Annotated in this window: 13 protein-coding genes and 1 pseudogene; 4 read left to right on the forward strand and 10 right to left on the reverse strand. The window is 67.5% G+C overall.

Features of this window, described 5'->3' with window-relative positions; all coding sequences use genetic code 11:
• The 4 genes and pseudogenes from A5760_RS27475 to A5760_RS24585 form a co-directional block, all read right to left on the reverse strand.
• Positions 1 to 218 (reverse strand): annotated as a pseudogene (locus A5760_RS27475) (hypothetical protein); the annotation flags it as partial.
• A gap of 141 nt (positions 219 to 359) precedes the next feature.
• Entirely contained in the window at positions 360 to 1,166 is an 807-nt protein-coding gene (locus A5760_RS24575) for an Fpg/Nei family DNA glycosylase (protein ID WP_064885721.1), read from the reverse strand.
• 18 nt (positions 1,167 to 1,184) lie between these two features.
• Positions 1,185 to 1,664, reverse strand: coding sequence for a ribose-5-phosphate isomerase (locus A5760_RS24580; protein WP_064885723.1), 480 nt, complete (start codon positions 1,662 to 1,664; stop codon positions 1,185 to 1,187).
• A gap of 70 nt (positions 1,665 to 1,734) precedes the next feature.
• Positions 1,735 to 2,358, reverse strand: a complete 624-nt coding sequence (locus A5760_RS24585; protein WP_064885725.1) for a DsbA family protein — start codon at positions 2,356 to 2,358, stop codon at positions 1,735 to 1,737.
• Positions 2,359 to 2,450: 92 nt separating this feature from the next.
• On the opposite strand from A5760_RS24585, the gene pepN reads away from it, so the two are divergent.
• Positions 2,451 to 5,039, forward strand: a complete 2,589-nt coding sequence (pepN, locus tag A5760_RS24590; RefSeq protein WP_064885727.1) for an aminopeptidase N — start codon at positions 2,451 to 2,453, stop codon at positions 5,037 to 5,039.
• A gap of 10 nt (positions 5,040 to 5,049) precedes the next feature.
• Here pepN and A5760_RS24595 read toward each other — a convergent pair whose 3' ends face one another.
• From A5760_RS24595 to A5760_RS24605, 3 genes are all read right to left on the reverse strand, one after another.
• A complete protein-coding gene (locus A5760_RS24595; protein ID WP_064885729.1) occupies positions 5,050 to 5,517 on the reverse strand; it encodes a DUF5130 domain-containing protein in 468 nt (155 codons plus the stop codon).
• A complete protein-coding gene (locus A5760_RS24600) occupies positions 5,504 to 5,731 on the reverse strand; it encodes a hypothetical protein (protein WP_064885731.1) in 228 nt (75 codons plus the stop codon). The genes A5760_RS24595 and A5760_RS24600 overlap by 14 nt, the downstream gene beginning before the upstream one ends.
• 67 nt (positions 5,732 to 5,798) lie before the next feature.
• A complete protein-coding gene (locus A5760_RS24605) occupies positions 5,799 to 6,446 on the reverse strand; it encodes an HNH endonuclease (RefSeq protein ID WP_064885733.1) in 648 nt (215 codons plus the stop codon).
• 145 nt (positions 6,447 to 6,591) lie between these two features.
• Between A5760_RS24605 and A5760_RS24610 the strand changes: the two genes are divergently transcribed.
• The 3 genes from A5760_RS24610 to A5760_RS24620 all read left to right on the forward strand — a co-directional run bounded on the left by A5760_RS24610 (position 6,592) and on the right by A5760_RS24620 (position 9,682).
• Entirely contained in the window at positions 6,592 to 6,987 is a 396-nt protein-coding gene (locus A5760_RS24610) for a globin (protein WP_064885735.1), read from the forward strand.
• Between the two features lie 25 nt (positions 6,988 to 7,012).
• Entirely contained in the window at positions 7,013 to 8,578 is a 1,566-nt protein-coding gene (locus A5760_RS24615; protein WP_064885737.1) for an alpha-amylase family glycosyl hydrolase, read from the forward strand.
• Positions 8,579 to 8,665: 87 nt separating this feature from the next.
• Entirely contained in the window at positions 8,666 to 9,682 is a 1,017-nt protein-coding gene (locus tag A5760_RS24620; RefSeq protein WP_064885810.1) for a hypothetical protein, read from the forward strand.
• A gap of 78 nt (positions 9,683 to 9,760) precedes the next feature.
• Here the strand turns inward: A5760_RS24620 and A5760_RS24625 are convergent, their stop codons facing one another.
• The 3 genes from A5760_RS24625 to A5760_RS24635 are packed head-to-tail and all read right to left on the reverse strand — an operon-like array spanning position 9,761 to position 15,671.
• Positions 9,761 to 10,432, reverse strand: a complete 672-nt coding sequence (locus A5760_RS24625) for a hypothetical protein (protein WP_064885738.1) — start codon at positions 10,430 to 10,432, stop codon at positions 9,761 to 9,763.
• Positions 10,420 to 10,833 carry an acyl-CoA thioesterase gene (locus A5760_RS24630; protein WP_064885742.1) on the reverse strand — a complete coding sequence of 138 codons (414 nt, stop codon included), beginning with the start codon at positions 10,831 to 10,833 and terminating at the stop codon, positions 10,420 to 10,422. Before A5760_RS24630 ends, A5760_RS24625 begins: the two co-directional genes overlap by 13 nt.
• Entirely contained in the window at positions 10,830 to 15,671 is a 4,842-nt protein-coding gene (locus A5760_RS24635; RefSeq protein WP_064885744.1) for an NAD-glutamate dehydrogenase, read from the reverse strand. Before A5760_RS24635 ends, A5760_RS24630 begins: the two co-directional genes overlap by 4 nt.
• Between the last annotated feature and the right edge of the window lie 10 nt (positions 15,672 to 15,681).

Genomic DNA, 15,681 nt, shown 5'->3' on the forward strand with positions numbered 1-15,681 from the left:
TGCAGTCTCGTGGGCTCGGAGATGTGTATAAGAGACAGGCCCCAGCCCTCGTGGTGCCAGTCGTGGCAGCTGTTCCAGTCCCAGTTGTTGCCCCAGCCCGGGTCCCACCACTCACCCGGGCACCATTGCGGGAAGGGGCCGGGATGAGCTTGCGCCTCGGTTGCGACGCCCAAACCCGCCAATCCCAGCCCGCCGATTGCGAGAGCCGTTGCGGCCAAACGTGGAAGAGTTTTCACAGGAGGGTTCTTACCCGCATCGGTGCTTTGGCTAAACAATTGCTGCCAGTGTTTCGAGCTGAGAGTTTCCTGCCAATCCGCGTCCCCTCCCCCGGCTGGGGTTTTTGGCCGGGCCCGGCCGGCTCATTTCTGGCAGGTCGGGCACCAGAAAACGTTTCGCCCCTCCAGCACCGTCGTGCGGATCGGATCGCCGGACACCCGGCAGGGCTCGCCGGCCCGCCGGTAGACGTAGGTGCGGGGCCGATCGGGCCGGTACGACGGCGCGCCGTGGTCGTGTTCGGGCCGCACCACGATGATCTTCCCGCGACGCAATCCGACCTTCATCAGCGCGACCAGATCGGTCCAGGCCGCCACGAACTCGTCCTCGCCGACGTCGCGGCCGGGCCGGAACGGGTCGATCCGGTGCCGGAACAGCAACTCGCTGCGGTAGACGTTGCCCACGCCGGCCATCACCGTCTGATCCATCAGGAGCGCGCCAATTGGTCTGCGGGACTTGGCAATCCGCTTCCACGCCCACGACGGATCGGCGTCACTGCGCAACGGGTCGGGGCCCAGCCTGGCCAGGACGTCGCTGACCTGGCCCTCGTCGATGACCTCACACACCGTCGGCCCGCGCAGGTCGGTGCCGTGGCCGGCGCCGATCATGCGCATCCGCACCTGCCCGATCGCCTCGGGAATCAGGCCGTCGGCGGAACGCTCCCATTCGGTGAAGGCACCGTACAGCCCCAGATGCACGTGCACGATCGGACCGCCGGCATAGTGGTGGAACAGGTGTTTGCCCCATGCGCTGGTGCGCTGCAACACCCGGCCGTCGACCACCGCGGCCGAATCGGCGAAGCGGCCCTGTGGGCTGGACACCGCGACGGGGGCGCCGGCGTACCGGCGTTGGTGCAGCCGGGCCAGCCGGTGCAGAGTATGCCCTTCGGGCACGCGCAGACCTTTCCGGCGTCAACCCGCCGCGCCAGGCACCGGCGGGGCTTGGTGGGTGCGTTCGTATTCGGCCAGTATGTCGATGCGCCGTTGGTGGCGTTCGGCTTTGGACCACGGCGCGGTCAAGAAGGCGTCGACGATGGCCAGGGCATCGGCCACGGTGTGCATGCGGCCGCCGATGCCGATCAGTTGGGCATTGTTGTGCTCGCGGGCCAGCGTCGCCGTTTCGACGCTCCAGGCCAGCGCGCAGCGGGCGCCGGGAACCTTGTTGGCGGCGATCTGCTCGCCGTTGCCCGACCCACCGAGCACTATGCCCAGGCTGTCCGGGTCGGCGACCGTGCGTGTCGCGGCGGCGATGCAGAAGGCCGGGTAATCGTCCTCGGCGTCATAGCTGAAGGCGCCGCAATCGATCGGCTCGTGCCCAGATTTTTTGAGGTGGTCGATGATCTGCAGCTTGAGCTCGAATCCGGCGTGGTCAGAGCCGAGGTAGACGCGCATGCCCGCAATCCTTACACAGCCACCCGCCGGGCCGGCGGCGGCGATCGCGGTGGATCGCCGCCCGACCGGTCTAGTCGAATTCGGGCTTCTCGGTGCGGCTGCGCTTGAGCTCAAAGAAGTGCGGGTAGGACGCGAAGGTGACCGAGGCGTCCCACAACTTGCCCGCTTCCTCACCGCGCGGAATCTTGGAGAGCACCGGCCCGAAGAACGCCACATCGTTGACGTGGATGGTCGGGGTGCCCACGTCGTCGCCCACCGCGTCCATGCCGGCGTGGTGGCTCTTGCGCAGCGCCTCGTCGTACTCCTCGCTGTTCGCGGCCTCCGCCAACTCAGCCGGCAGGCCCGCGTCGTCGAGCGCCAGCTTGATCACGTCATCCAGATCTTTGTTGCCCTCGTTGTGAATGCGAGTGCCCATCGCGGTGTACAGCGGCGCGAGCACCTCGGCGCCGTGGGCCTGCTCGGCGGCGATCGCCACCCGCACCGGACCGAACGCCTTCACCATCCGTTCGCGGTATTCCTCGGGCAGACCTTCGCGGTTTTCGTTGAGCACCGCCAGGCTCATCACGTGGAAGTTCACGTCGATGTCGCGGACCTTCTCCACCTCGAGGATCCAGCGCGAGGTGATCCACGCCCACGGACACAGCGGATCGAACCAGAAATCGGCCTTGTTCTTCGCGGCGGCGGTGTCAGGCATGGCGCATCCTCTCGTGAAGTTGAAAGTCTGATGTGCACAACCGTAGGCGTCTGCATCCTGTTCCCGGTTTGCCCGACCCGTAAGTTGGACACGTGGCTCTCCCCAATCTCACCCGCGAACAAGCCGTCGAGCGCGCCTCGCTGATCACCGTCGCCAGCTATCAGATCGACCTCGATGTCACCGACGGCTCCGGCGCTCCCGGCGAACGGACCTTTCGCTCGATCACCACGGTGGTGTTCGACGCGCTTGCCGGCGCCGACTCGGTCATCGACATCGCCGCCGACACCGTCCGCGGCGCCACGCTCAACGGGCGCGATCTGGACGTCTCCGGCTACGACGAGTCCACCGGTATCCCCCTGCGCGGGCTGGCCGACCGCAACGTCGTCGTGGTCGACGCGGACTGCCGCTACTCCAACACCGGCGAGGGTCTGCATCGGTTCGTCGACCCGGTCGACAACGAGACCTACCTGTACTCGCAGTTCGAAACCGCCGACGCCAAGCGGATGTTCGCCTGCTTCGACCAGCCCGACATGAAGGCGACGTTCGACGTGCGGGTGATCGCGCCCGCGCACTGGAAGGTGATCTCCAACGGCGCGACGGTGTCGGTGAAAGACGGCCTGCACACCTTCGCCACCACGCCGCGGATGAGCACCTATCTGGTCGCCTTGATCGCCGGCCCCTACGCCGAGTGGAACGACTCCTACACCGACGAGCACGGCGAGATCCCGCTGGGCATCTTCTGCCGGTCCTCGCTGGCCAAACACATGGACGCCGACCGGCTGTTCACCCAGACCAAGCAGGGATTCGGCTTCTACCACAAGAACTTTGGCCTGCCCTACGCGTTCGGGAAATACGATCAGCTGTTCGTTCCCGAATTCAACGCCGGCGCAATGGAAAACGCGGGCGCGGTGACGTTCCTCGAAGACTACGTGTTTCGCAGCAAGGTCACCCGGGCTTCCTATGAGCGGCGCGCCGAGACCGTGCTCCACGAGATGGCGCACATGTGGTTCGGCGACCTGGTCACCATGGCGTGGTGGGACGACCTGTGGCTGAACGAGTCGTTCGCGACCTTCGCTTCGGTGCTTTGCCAAAGCGAGGCAACGGAATTCACCGAGGCATGGACGACGTTCGCGACGGTCGAGAAGTCGTGGGCCTACCGCCAGGATCAGCTACCGTCCACGCATCCGATTGCCGCCGACATCCCCGACCTGGAAGCGGTCGAGGTGAACTTCGACGGCATCACCTACGCCAAGGGCGCCTCGGTGCTCAAGCAGTTGGTCGCCTACGTCGGACTCGAGCACTTCCTGGCCGGGCTGCGCGATTACTTCCGCGCCCACGCCTTCGGCAACGCCACGTTCGACGATCTGGTCGTCGCGCTGGAGCAGGCGTCCGGGCGTGACCTGTCCGACTGGGGTCAGCAGTGGCTGAAGACGACCGGGCTGAACACGCTGCGCCCGGAATTCGACGTCGACGGCCCGGGCGCTGAGGGCAAGTTCACCCGGTTCGCGGTGACCCAGAGCGGCGCCGCACCGGGCGCCGGCGAGACCCGCGTGCACCGGCTGGCGGTCGGGATCTACGACGACGACGGGACCGGGAAGCTGGTGCGGGTGCACCGCGAGGAACTCGACGTCGAGGGTCCCGTCACGGAAGTTCCTGCGCTGGTCGGTGTTTCGCGGGGCCAGCTGGTGCTGGTCAACGACGACGACCTGACGTATTGCTCGTTACGGCTGGACGCCGAGTCGCTGCGGACTGCGCTGGAGCGCATCGCCGACATCGCCGAGCCGCTGCCGCGCTCGCTGGTCTGGTCGGCCGCCTGGGAGATGACGCGCGAGGCCGAGCTGCGGGCCCGCGACTTCGTGGCGTTGGTGACTGGCGGCGTGCACGCCGAATCCGAGGTCGGGGTGGCGCAGCGGCTGCTGCTGCAGGCCCAGACGGCGCTGACGTCGTACGCCGAGCAGGGCTGGGCGCGCGAGCACGGCTGGCCGCAGTTCGCCGACCGGCTGCTGGAGTTGGCGCGGGGCGCGCAGCCCGGCTCGGATCATCAGCTCGCCTTCGTCAACACGCTGTGCTCGTCGGTGCTGTCGGCAGGCCATATCGAAACGCTGGCGGACCTGCTGGACCGCGACCCCGCCGAGCTGGGGCTGGCCGGCCTCGAAGTCGACACGGACCTGCGGTGGCGGATCGTGACGGCGCTGGCCACCGCCGGCAGTGTCGACGCCGACGGGCCCGCGACGCCGTTCATCGATGCCGAGATCCAGCGCGACCCGACCGCCGCCGGCAAGCGCCACGGCGCCCAGGCCGCGACGGCGCGTCCGCAGCTGGGAGTCAAGGAGGCGGCCTGGACGACGGTGGTCGAGGACGACACCCTGGCCAACATCACCGCGCGCTCGATCATCGGGGGCATCGCCCCGCCCGGACAGGCCGAGTTGCTCAAGCCGTTCACCGCGCGCTATTTCGAGGCGATCTCCGGAGTCTGGGCGCGCCGGTCCAGCGAGGTGGCCCAGACAGTGGTGATCGGGCTGTATCCGCACTGGGACATCAGCGAGGAAGGCGTCGCCGCCGCGGACAGGTTCTTGTCCGACCCGGAGGTGCCGGCGGCGTTGCGACGCCTGGTGCTCGAGGGCCAGGCCGGGGTGAAGCGTTCGTTGCGCGCGCGCCGATTCGACGCCGACGAGGGCTGATTCCGAACGGTCAGGCGGGCGAGATCCCGGCGCTCAGCACGCGGATCGCGCTGACCAGACCGTCGACCAGGTCGCCCCGCTCGAACGCCGACGACGCAGCGGCCACACCCAGCGGTGCGGCCGACTCGGCGCCCCGGCCGCGAACCTGCGTGCCGTAGACCACCTCAATGACCTTCTGGTCGGGTGAGACGGCCAGCAGCACCGCGTTGTCCGGCGTCGGCACGTCGGCCAGGATCTCGCGGGCCCGCGCGGCGGTGTCGCTGCCCAGGTCGCCCAGGTAGATCGCGAAGCGCGCCTTGGACGCCCGGGAGCCGAACTTCAGCGCATCGTCCACGGCGACCAGGTCTTTGGTCGAAAACGGGAAATGCACCGACAGCTCGCCGGGCTCGGTGACGCCGGAGATCCGCCCGCTGGTGGTGATGACCGAACCGCGCGGCAGCTCGGTGGGTTCCTTCGTCGCTACCTCACCACGTGCCACTGGCGCCACCTCCGACTGAGAATTCCGACGTGCCGTGCCCGCCGTGGGCGTGCCCGACGTCTTCGCCGGTGGCGGCCCACAGGATCGGCGGATGCGTCCACTTCTCGCCCAACTTGTAGGCCGCCGGGTGCGGTCCCTTGCGGGACCAGATCAGCACCGACAGCACAACCACCAGCAGCAGCGGTATTCCGACGATGAACAGATGGACATGCATAGGACTCACGACGCAAACCGTATCCCACCAAGCGAACTACCGGCGCGACCGGACACCAGATTCGCGATCAGGCCGCGCCCTCGCCGAGATATCGGGCCCAGGCCGGATCGAGTTCCTTGACCGTCGACAGCAGCCGCCAGTGCTGTCCGGTCGGCGGCAGCGGCGGGCGGCGCAGCGCCCAGCCGAGCTCGCTGAGCAGCTTGTCGCCCTTGCGGTGGTTGCAGGTCGAGCAGCACGCGACGCAGTTCTCCCAGGAATGGTCGCCGCCACGGCTGCGGGGCAGCACGTGGTCGACGGTGTCCGCCTTCGCCCCGCAGTAGGCGCAGCAGAACCGGTCGCGGTGCATCAGCGCGGCGCGGGTCATCGGGACGCGCGCCCGGTACGGGACGCGGACGTAGGACCGCAGCTGGATCACCGAGGGCACCACGATCGAGCTGGTCGCCGAGTGGATGACGGGGCCGCCCGGATCGTGGTGGACCACGTCGGCCTTTCCGCAGATCACCATCACGATCGCACGGCGCATCGGCAGCGCGGTCAGCGGCTCGTAGGTGGAATTCAGCAGCAGGACCCGCCGGCGACTCCAGATGGACGCGCCCTCGGAGTGGGTGGGCGGATGGATCTCAACACTATGCAGCGACGACACGGTTGTGGGTCCGGTTAACCCCGCCGCGCCTACCTGACTCCGGTGGCTGCGGCGTTTCTTGCCCTGCGCCATAGATCCTCCGTCGAACAGTCCACCATGATTCGCCGCCAATCGCACCCCTATTGCAGGTGAAACGCCGTGTCCAACCGGTAAACAGCAGGCCTGGGGTCGGGCCGCCTCCGGCCGGTGCCGCGGCGATGCACCACAATGGACGGCGATGGATCAGGTAGCAGAGTCCTTCTACGACGCGGTCGGCGGCGCCGAGACTTTCCACGCGATCGTCGCCCGTTTTTACGCCCAGGTTCCCGAAGACGAGATCCTGCGGGAGGTGTATCCGCTGGACGACCTCGAGGGCGCCGAAGAACGCCTGCGGATGTTCCTCGAGCAGTACTGGGGCGGCCCGCGCACCTACTCCGACCGACGCGGACACCCCCGGCTGCGGATGCGTCACGTGCCGTTCCGGATCACTCCCCTGGCGCGTGACGCGTGGCTGCGGTGCATGCACACAGCCGTCGCGTCCATCGATTCGCAGACGCTCGACGATGAGCACCGTCGCGAGTTGCTCAACTACCTGGAAATGGCTGCCGACTCACTGGTCAACTCGCCCTTCTAGATACCTCGCAACCGAACGGAGCACTATGAGCCCCGCAGCATGGTGGTCGAATGCGGTCTTTTACCAGGTCTATCCGCGATCGTTCGCCGACAGCAACGGCGACGGCGTCGGCGACATCGACGGAATCGTTGCCCACCTGGATCACGTGGAGCGGCTGGGTGCGGACGCGATCTGGCTCAGCCCGGTCACCGTCTCGCCGATGGCCGACCACGGCTACGACGTCGCCGACCCGCGGGACATCGACCCGCTGTTCGGCGGAATGCCGGCCATTGACCGGCTGATCGCGGCGGCACACGAACGCGGCATCAAGATCACCATGGACGTGGTGCCCAACCACACCAGCTCCGCGCACCCCTGGTTCCAGCCCGCGCTGGCCGCCGGTCCGGGCACCGAAGCCCGGGAGCGTTACCACTTCCGGGACGGCAAGGGGCCCGATGGGGCGCTGCCGCCCAACAACTGGACGTCGGTCTTCGGCGGCTCGGCCTGGACGCGGGTGGTCGAGCCCGACGGCAATCCCGGCCAGTACTACCTGCATCTCTTCGACACCGAGCAGCCGGACCTGAACTGGGAGAATCCCGAGGTCTTCGATGACTTCGCGAAGTCGCTGCGGTTTTGGCTGGACCGAGGGGTGGATGGGTTCCGCATCGACGTGGCGCACGGGATGGCCAAGCCGCCCGGCCTGCCCGACGCCAAGGAAGACGCGAAGGTGCTGTCGCACAGCGACGACGACCCGCGTTTCAACCAACCCGCCGTGCACGACATCCACCGCAAGATCCGCAAGATCGTCGACGAGTATCCGGGGGCGGTGACCATCGGCGAGGTGTGGGTGATGGACAACCTGCTCTGGGCCGAGTACCTGCGGGCCGACGAGCTGCACCTCGGCTTCAATTTCCGGCTGACCAAGATCGACTTCGATGCCGGCGAAATCCGTGACGCCATCGAGAACTCGCTGGCGGCCACCGCGATCTATGACGCCGTCCCGACCTGGACGCTGTCCAACCACGACGTGGACCGCGAGGTCACCCGCTACGGTGGCGGCGACATCGGGCTGCGCAGGGCCCGGGCCATGGCGATGGCGATGCTCGCCCTGCCGGGCACGGTGTTCATCTACAACGGTGAGGAGCTCGGGCTCCCCGACGTGCTGGACCTGCCCGAGGAGGTGCTGCAGGACCCGACCTGGGAACGGTCCGGGCACACCGAGCGGGGCCGGGACAAGTGCCGGGTGCCGCTGCCGTGGTCGGGCGAGGTGCCCCCGTTCGGGTTCTCGTCCTCACCCGACACCTGGTTACCGATGCCGAAGGACTGGGCGGCGCTGACGGTCGAGAAGCAGAGCGGAGATCCCGACTCCACCCTGTCGTTCTTTCGGCGGGCACTCGAATTGCGCAGGCGCCGAGTGGAATTCGACGGCGACAGCATCGAGTGGCTGGATGTGTCCGGCGATGCGGTGATCTTCCGCCGCCCCGGTGGGCTGATCTGCGCGCTCAACAGCGGCGCATCGCCGGCGCCACTGCCGGCGGGCGAGCTGATCCTGGCCAGCGCGCCGCTGCTGGAGGGCAAACTGCCACCGGATTCTGCGGCCTGGCTGGCGTAGCCGGTCCGGGTCGCGCCGCGCCGGTCACCGTGAGCATTTCGGCGCGGACTGCTCTATATGTTGTGCATGGCTTCCTACAAGTGGACAGTGATCGGTGCCGGACCCGCGGGCATCGCCGCGGTGGGAAGGCTGCTGGATCACGGAGTCGCGGCCGAACGGATCGCCTGGGTTGATCCGGCCTTCGCCGCCGGCGACATCGGCCAGAAGTGGCGGTCGGTCTCGAGCAACACCCACGTCGCGCTCTTTCTCGAATACTTCAACGGCTCCAAGGCATTTCGCTTCGCCGAGGCACCACCCATGCCGCTCAAGGAGATCGATCCTCAAGAGACCTGTGCGCTCGGCCTGGTCGCCGAACCCCTGGTGTGGATCACCGAGCAGCTGCGTCAGCAGGTCGACGCCCTCACGGCGACCGCCACCGCGCTGTTCTTGGAGAACAGGCAGTGGCGGGTCCAGACGGACCAACGCGACATCTTCTCCACGAACGTGATCCTGGCCGTCGGCGCGGAACCCAAGAAACTTCGCCACGCCGGCCTCGACGAGATCCCGGTGCAGGTCGCCCTCGACCCCGAGAAGCTCGCCCGGGAACCGCTCGAGGGCGCGACCGTCGCCGTGTTCGGCTCGTCGCACTCGTCGATGATCGTGCTGCCGAACCTGCTGCGCCACCCCGTCAAACGCATCGTCAATTTCTACCAAAGTCCACTGAAATATGCTGTCTACCTGGATGATTGGATCCTGTTTGACGACACGGGGCTGAAGGGCCAGGCGGCGGTCTGGGCACGGGAGAACATCGACGGGGTGCTTCCCGACCGCCTGGACAGGTGCTGGGTGTCGAGCCCGGAATTCGCCGAGAAATTGGCGCAGTGCGACCGCGTCGTCTACACCGTCGGCTTCGAGCGCCGGAAGTTGCCCGAGACCCCGCAGTGGGGGCAGCTGGACTACAACCGCACCAACGGAATCCTGGCCCCCGGCCTGTTCGGGGTGGGCATCGCGTTCCCCCAATACGCCGAAGACCCATACGGGTACGGGCAGTATCGGGTGGGCCTGAAGAAATTCATGGACCATCTGGACGCCGTGCTGCCGCTGTGGCTGCGCTACGGCCCATGATCTGCGCGACCGAACCCGGCCGGCGATCGCTTTAAACTCAGCCTGATCCGTTCGGGAAATCGTCCGCGGCCGGCCGCGTCAGCCCAGCAGCAGCGCGGGGTCGCCGCGGCGGCGATACACCGAACCGAACCGGGCGTCGAGACGCAACCACGTCGGCAGTATCCGGACGCGAATCAACTCGTCGGCGCCGACCGCATCGGGTGACTGCGGCAGAAACCCCATCGCGGTCAACGCGAACACGCAGCGCATGGGCAGCCCGACCTGTACGTCGGGCGCGCTGACCTGAATGACCTCCTGGTCGAGCAGCGACACCGGCGGGCCATGAGAACTGCTGTGCTCCTTGGCAAGTTGCGCGCCGCGTTGCGCGAGGTCGAGCATCACCCGGGCGGGGATGTCCTCAAGGTGGGTGAAGCCGGATTCCGGCGGCAACGCACCCCGCCACGCCGAATCCATCGCGAAGCCCGGATCGACGTAACCCGATTCGTCCATCGCGGACAGGCCGCGCGCCAGCGCGTCGGCGCCCACCGACAGATCGTCGGGCCGCACCTCCCCCGTCACCACCCTGCTGGCCAGCACGTCGAAACCCGTTGCGACCCAGGCCGTCAGCAGCCCCGGGGATCGAGTCCGGAATCGGATGATCGCGGCGTCGTCGAGCCGCAGCGCGCGATCGACGAACGCGGCCAGATCCGCGCGGTGGGCTTCCCTGGATTCGGGGCCCAGCCATAGTCCTCGGTCGGCTACCTGATCCACCGTTGCAGATACTCCCGATGTTGTGGTGAGAGGCGCACCAGCCGCTCCTCCTCGATATGGACGGCGGCCAATTGCGACTCGGCGATCACGGCGGGCTTCGACTCCGGATCCGCGGTGACCGAACGCACCTCGTAGCCCAGCGTGAAGTCGACCGCCCGCAGCCGCTTGGTCCACATGGTCACCTGCAGCGGCGAATCCACCAGCCGCAGCTGACCTTTGTAGGTCACCTTGACCTCGGCGATGAGCAACCCGATGGTCAAGATGTCGACCTCGAACGCCTCACGCAGGAACTGGACGCGCGCCTCCTCCAGGATCGTGACCATGGTGGCGTGGTTGACGTGCTGATACATGTCGATGTCCGACCAGCGCACTGGCACGGGCGCGACGAAGCCGACGCTCAACTTGATGATCCTCTTCCACTGGTTCGGGTCATGCGGCGGATTTGTCGCGCGGCGACGGACAGCGTAGCGAGATCTTTGTCCCCGCTTTCCTGGATCTCGATGAGAGTGCGGCGGGCCCGCTCGACCCTGGAGGCACTCAGGTGTTCCCACTCGGCGATCTTCTCTTCGCCACTTTCGTCGGGCTCCCCCACGGCGAGCACATCGAAGCACAGCGACCGCAGCGAAGCATAGATGTCGTCACGAATCGCCAAGCGCGCCAAGGAGTGCCAGCGGTCCCGTCGGGGAAGTTCGGATACCGCCGTCAAGAGCCCGTCGGTGCCGAGCCGGTCCATCAGCGCGAAGTAGGTGTCGGCGACCTCGGCGGCGTCGATGTCGTTGATGTCACCGATGTCGATGATGTCGAGCAGGCTGAAGCGGTACAGCCCGGCGGCCACCGAATAGGCGAGGTCTTCGGGTGCACCCTGGGAGGTGAATTCCGCGGCTTCCTTTTCCACGATGGCCTTGTCGTCACCGCGCAGCCACTCGGACATGCGCGGCGTCAACGCCTGGACCTTGGCGGCGAACCGGTTGATCTCGGCGCCGACCGCCAGCGGCTGCGGGCGGTAGTTGAGCAGCCAGCGTCCGGCGCGGTCGATCAGCCGCCGGGTGTCCAGCGTGAGCCGATCCGACAGTGCGACAGGCAGATTCGCCGAGCGGATGCGTCGCCACGTCTCTCCGACCCCGAAGATGGCGTCGGTGGCGACGTAGGTGCGCACCGCGTCGACCGAACGGACGCCGACGTCCTCGACGATCCGGAAGGCGTAGCTGATCCCGGCGGCGTCCACCAGGTCGTTGATCAGCATGGTGGTGACGATCTCGCGGCGCAGCTGGTGCGTGCGGATCTCCGGAGTGAACCGTTCCCGCAACGGTTTCGGGAAGTACAGGGGCAGCCGGGAGGCGAACACGTCCTGCTCGGTCAGCTCGGTCTCGAGCATCTCCTCCTTGAGCCCCAGCTTCACGTGCGCCATCAGGGTGCACATCTCCGGTGAGGTGAGCCCGATGCCGGCCTCGGCGCGCCGAGCGATCTCTTTCTCCGACGGCAGCGCTTCCAGGTCGCGGTGGATGCCGCGCTCGTCGACCAGGTACTGAATCAGCCTGGCATGCACCGGCAGCAGGCTCGCCGCGTTCGCGCGGCTGGTGCCGATCAGGTCGTTCTGGTCGTCGTTGTCGGTGAGCACCAGCTGCGCGACCTCGTCGGTCATCGACTCCAGCAGCGGTTTGCGCTCCTCCGGCTTGACCTTCCCGGCGGTCACCAGTGAGTCGATCAAGATCTTGATGTTGACCTCGTGGTCCGAGCAGTCCACACCGGCCGAGTTGTCCATCGCATCGGTGTTGATCCGGCCACCGGCCAAATCGAACTCGACGCGCCCCAGCGCGGTCACCCCGAGGTTGCCTCCCTCGCCAATCACCTTGGCGCGCACCTGGCTTCCGTTGACCCGGACCGGATCATTGGCGCGGTCGCCGACGTCGGCGTCGGATTCGGACTCGGCCTTGATGTAGGTGCCGATGCCCCCGTTGAACAGCAGATCCACCGGCGCCTGCAGGATCGCCTTGATCAGGTTGGGCGGCGTCAGCTCGTCTACGTCGCCCTCGATGCCCAGCGCGTCGCGAACCTGGGCGCTGACCGGAATCGCCTTGTGCTCACGGCTGTACACGCCGCCGCCCTCACTGATCAGCGACGTGTCATAGTCCTCCCAGCTGGACCGCGGCAGGTCGAACATCCGCTGGCGTTCCTCCCACGAACGCGCGGCGTCGGGGTCGGGGTCCAAGAAGATGTGCCGGTGGTCGAAGGCGGCCAGCAGCCGGATGTGCTTGCTCAGCAGCATGCCGTTACCGAAGACGTCGCCGCTCATGTCGCCGATCCCGACCACGGTGAAGTCCTCGGTCTGCGTGTCGATGTCCATCTCCCGGAAGTGCCGCTTGACGGCCTCCCACGCGCCCCTGGCGGTGATGCCCATAGCCTTGTGGTCGTAGCCGACCGACCCGCCGGAGGCGAACGCGTCACCCAGCCAGAATCCGTAGGACTTCGCGACGTCGTTGGCGATGTCGGAGAAGGTGGCGGTGCCCTTGTCCGCCGCCACCACCAGGTACGCGTCGTCGCCGTCGCGCCGGATGACTTCCGGTGGCGGGCTGACCTTTCCGGTCGCATGGTCGACGTTGTCGGTGACGTCGAGCAGGCCGGAGATGAACAGCTGATAGCAGGCGACGCCCTCGGCGCGGGTGGCGTCGCGGTCGGCGGCGGCGTCGCCGGTGGGCAGCGGTGGCCGCTTGAGGACGAACCCGCCCTTGGCGCCCACCGGCACGATGACGGCGTTCTTGACCGCCTGCGCCTTGACCAGACCCAGGATTTCGGTGCGGAAGTCGTCGCGACGGTCCGACCAGCGCAGGCCGCCACGGGCCACCGGGCCGAATCTCAGGTGCACGCCCTCCACCCGGGGCGAGTAGACGAAGATCTCGTATTTGGGGCGCGGCAGCGGCAGCTCGTCGACCAGCTGGGCGTCCAGCTTGATCGCCAACACGTTGCGGGCCCGGGCCGAACCCTCACCCGTCACAAAGTAATTGGTCCGCAGCGTGGCCTGCACGAGCGACGCGAAGGCACGCAGAATGCGGTCGGTGTCCAGGCTCACCAGCGCGTCGATGTCGGCGGCGACCGCCGCGGCGGCGGCCTGCGCATCCCGGCTCGCCGCTGAATCGGGGTCGGGGTCGAACAGCGCCTCGAAGAGCGCGACGAGTGATCGCACCGTCGAGGGATGCTCGTTGAGCACCGACTCGATATAGGACTGGCTGTAGGGGAAGTTGGCCTGCCGCAAGTACTTTGCGTAGGCCCGCAACAGCACGACCTGCTGCCATCGAAGGCCGGCGCGCATCACCAGCTCGTTGAACCGGTCGACCTCGAGCCGGCCGTTCCAGATCGCGGTCACCGCGTCGGCGAATCGCTCGGCCATCGCGTCGCGCTCCTCCTGCGTCGACGCAAGCCGGATGGTCGGGTGCGGTGAGATCTTGAACTGATAGATCCACACCGGCAGCCCGTCGGAGCGGGTGACGGTGAACGGCCGCTCCTCGAGCACCACCACGCCCATGCTCTGCAACATCGGCAGTAGCTGGCTCAGCGAGGCGGTGCGGCCGCCCAGGAACCAGGTCAGCTGGGCCGACCCGTCGTCGGCCTCCGCGAACACCAGCTTGACCGAGTTGTCTTGCAGCTCATTGATGATCGCGATGTGACCGATGGCGTCGGCCGGGGTGATGGCCTGCTTGTAGACCTCGGGAAAGGCGGCCGCGTAGTACTCGGCGTCGGTGTGGCCCACAGAGCCCTCGGCCGCCGCGGCGGCGAGTCGGTCGGCCCAGGTTCGTGCCGCTTCGCTCAGCAGCGCCTGAATGCGAAGCCGGTTGTCTTCGGACACGTCGACCGGAGCGCCGTCGGGGCCATCGGAAGGCAGGCGGACCATGAAATGCATGAGCGCCCACGGCGATTCGCTGACACGGGCGGTGAATTCCAATCGGGTGCCGCCGAATTCGTGGACCAGGATGTCTTCGATCTGCAGCCGCACCGCCGTGGTGTAGCGGTCGCGGGGCAGATACACCAGGCAGGACACGAAGTACTGCAGCCGATCGGCACGCAGGAACAGCAACGCGTTTCGCTGCGGTCCCAGATCCACTACCGCTTTGGCCATCGCCAGGAGTCGTTCGGCGCTGAGCGTGAACAGCTCCGAGCGGGGCACGGTCTGGATGACGTCGAGCAGCAGCTGACCCGGGTGGATCGGGTCGCTGTCGGCCATCGCCAGTGCTTCGCGGACCCGGCGCGAAATCGTCGGGATTTCCAGGACATCGGCGTTCATGGCGGCCACCGTGAACAGCCCGACGAAGCGGTGCTCGATCACGGCCCCGTCCACGTATTCGCGCACCGCGATGGCGTACGGGTAGGCGCCGTAGCGCAGATAGCTGCCCACCACGGATTGCGCCAAAACCAGCAGTCTGTCGTCGTCGGTGAGCCGGGGGCGCGAGCCGGTGCGGGTGCGAAGGACGCCGAGGCCGGGTGTCCCGTCGCCGGAGACCTGACCGTTGTGCACGTGGCAGCGCTGATAGCCGAGCAGGAGGAAGTTGCCGTTGCCCAGCCAGCGCAGCAGCGCCGCGACGTCGTCGCGGTCCGGCGCCGAGAAGTGGTCGTCGGCGTTGGCCTCGACCTGCGCGGCCAGATCGTTCAGGACGGCGATCAAGGCCGAGGCGTCGCTGGCGACCTGTTGCACGTCGGCCAGCACCTTGGGCAGCAGCCGCTCGACCTCGGTGAGTCCCTTGCTGTCGACCGACGGCAGCAGCTGCACGTGGATCCACGCCTCGCCGGCGTACTGCGATGCGCCTTCGGGTTTCGCCTCGACGCGCAGCAGCTCGCCCTCGGGGCTGCGCTGCACTTCGAAGACCGGCGTCATGATGGCCGTGTACGGGACGCCGAGCCGGTGCAGCAGCACGGTGACGGAATCCATCAGCATGCCGCCGTGATCGGTGACGACCTGCAGGGCGGGCCCGAAGCCCGCGGGATCTTCGGCCGGGTACACCGCGACACGGCTCTCGCCGTCGGGCCGGTGCAGCCCGAGGCGATAGTGCGCGCTCAGCATGGCCGGCGTCACGATCGCCGTCGGCAGGGTCAGGTCGACGGGCCTGGTTTCCGCGCCCGCCGAGTCGTCGCTATGCGGCCCGCGATAGCTATCTACGTAGGCCCTCGAAATCCACTCAGGGATGTCCTGCTGCCGGGTGAAGGTCGTCCACGGCTCGAGATCTTGTCTGGCTCCGGGATCGATCGTCATGCCGATAGCT

Source organism: Mycobacterium colombiense (assembly GCF_001665835.1).
Lineage (GTDB): Bacteria > Actinomycetota > Actinomycetes > Mycobacteriales > Mycobacteriaceae > Mycobacterium > Mycobacterium colombiense_A.

Excerpts from the sequence above, each read along its gene's own strand:
- A5760_RS24585 (WP_064885725.1), bottom strand. The coding sequence starts at position 2,358 with ATGCCTGACACCGCCGCCGCGAAGAACAAGGCCGATTTCTGGTTCGAT.
- A5760_RS24610 (WP_064885735.1), top strand. The coding sequence starts at position 6,592 with ATGGATCAGGTAGCAGAGTCCTTCTACGACGCGGTCGGCGGCGCCGAG.
- A5760_RS24635 (WP_064885744.1), bottom strand. The coding sequence starts at position 15,671 with ATGACGATCGATCCCGGAGCCAGACAAGATCTCGAGCCGTGGACGACC.
- A5760_RS24615 (WP_064885737.1), top strand. The coding sequence starts at position 7,013 with ATGAGCCCCGCAGCATGGTGGTCGAATGCGGTCTTTTACCAGGTCTAT.
- A5760_RS24605 (WP_064885733.1), bottom strand. The coding sequence starts at position 6,446 with ATGGCGCAGGGCAAGAAACGCCGCAGCCACCGGAGTCAGGTAGGCGCG.
- A5760_RS24580 (WP_064885723.1), bottom strand. The coding sequence starts at position 1,664 with ATGCGCGTCTACCTCGGCTCTGACCACGCCGGATTCGAGCTCAAGCTG.
- A5760_RS24600 (WP_064885731.1), bottom strand. The coding sequence starts at position 5,731 with ATGCATGTCCATCTGTTCATCGTCGGAATACCGCTGCTGCTGGTGGTT.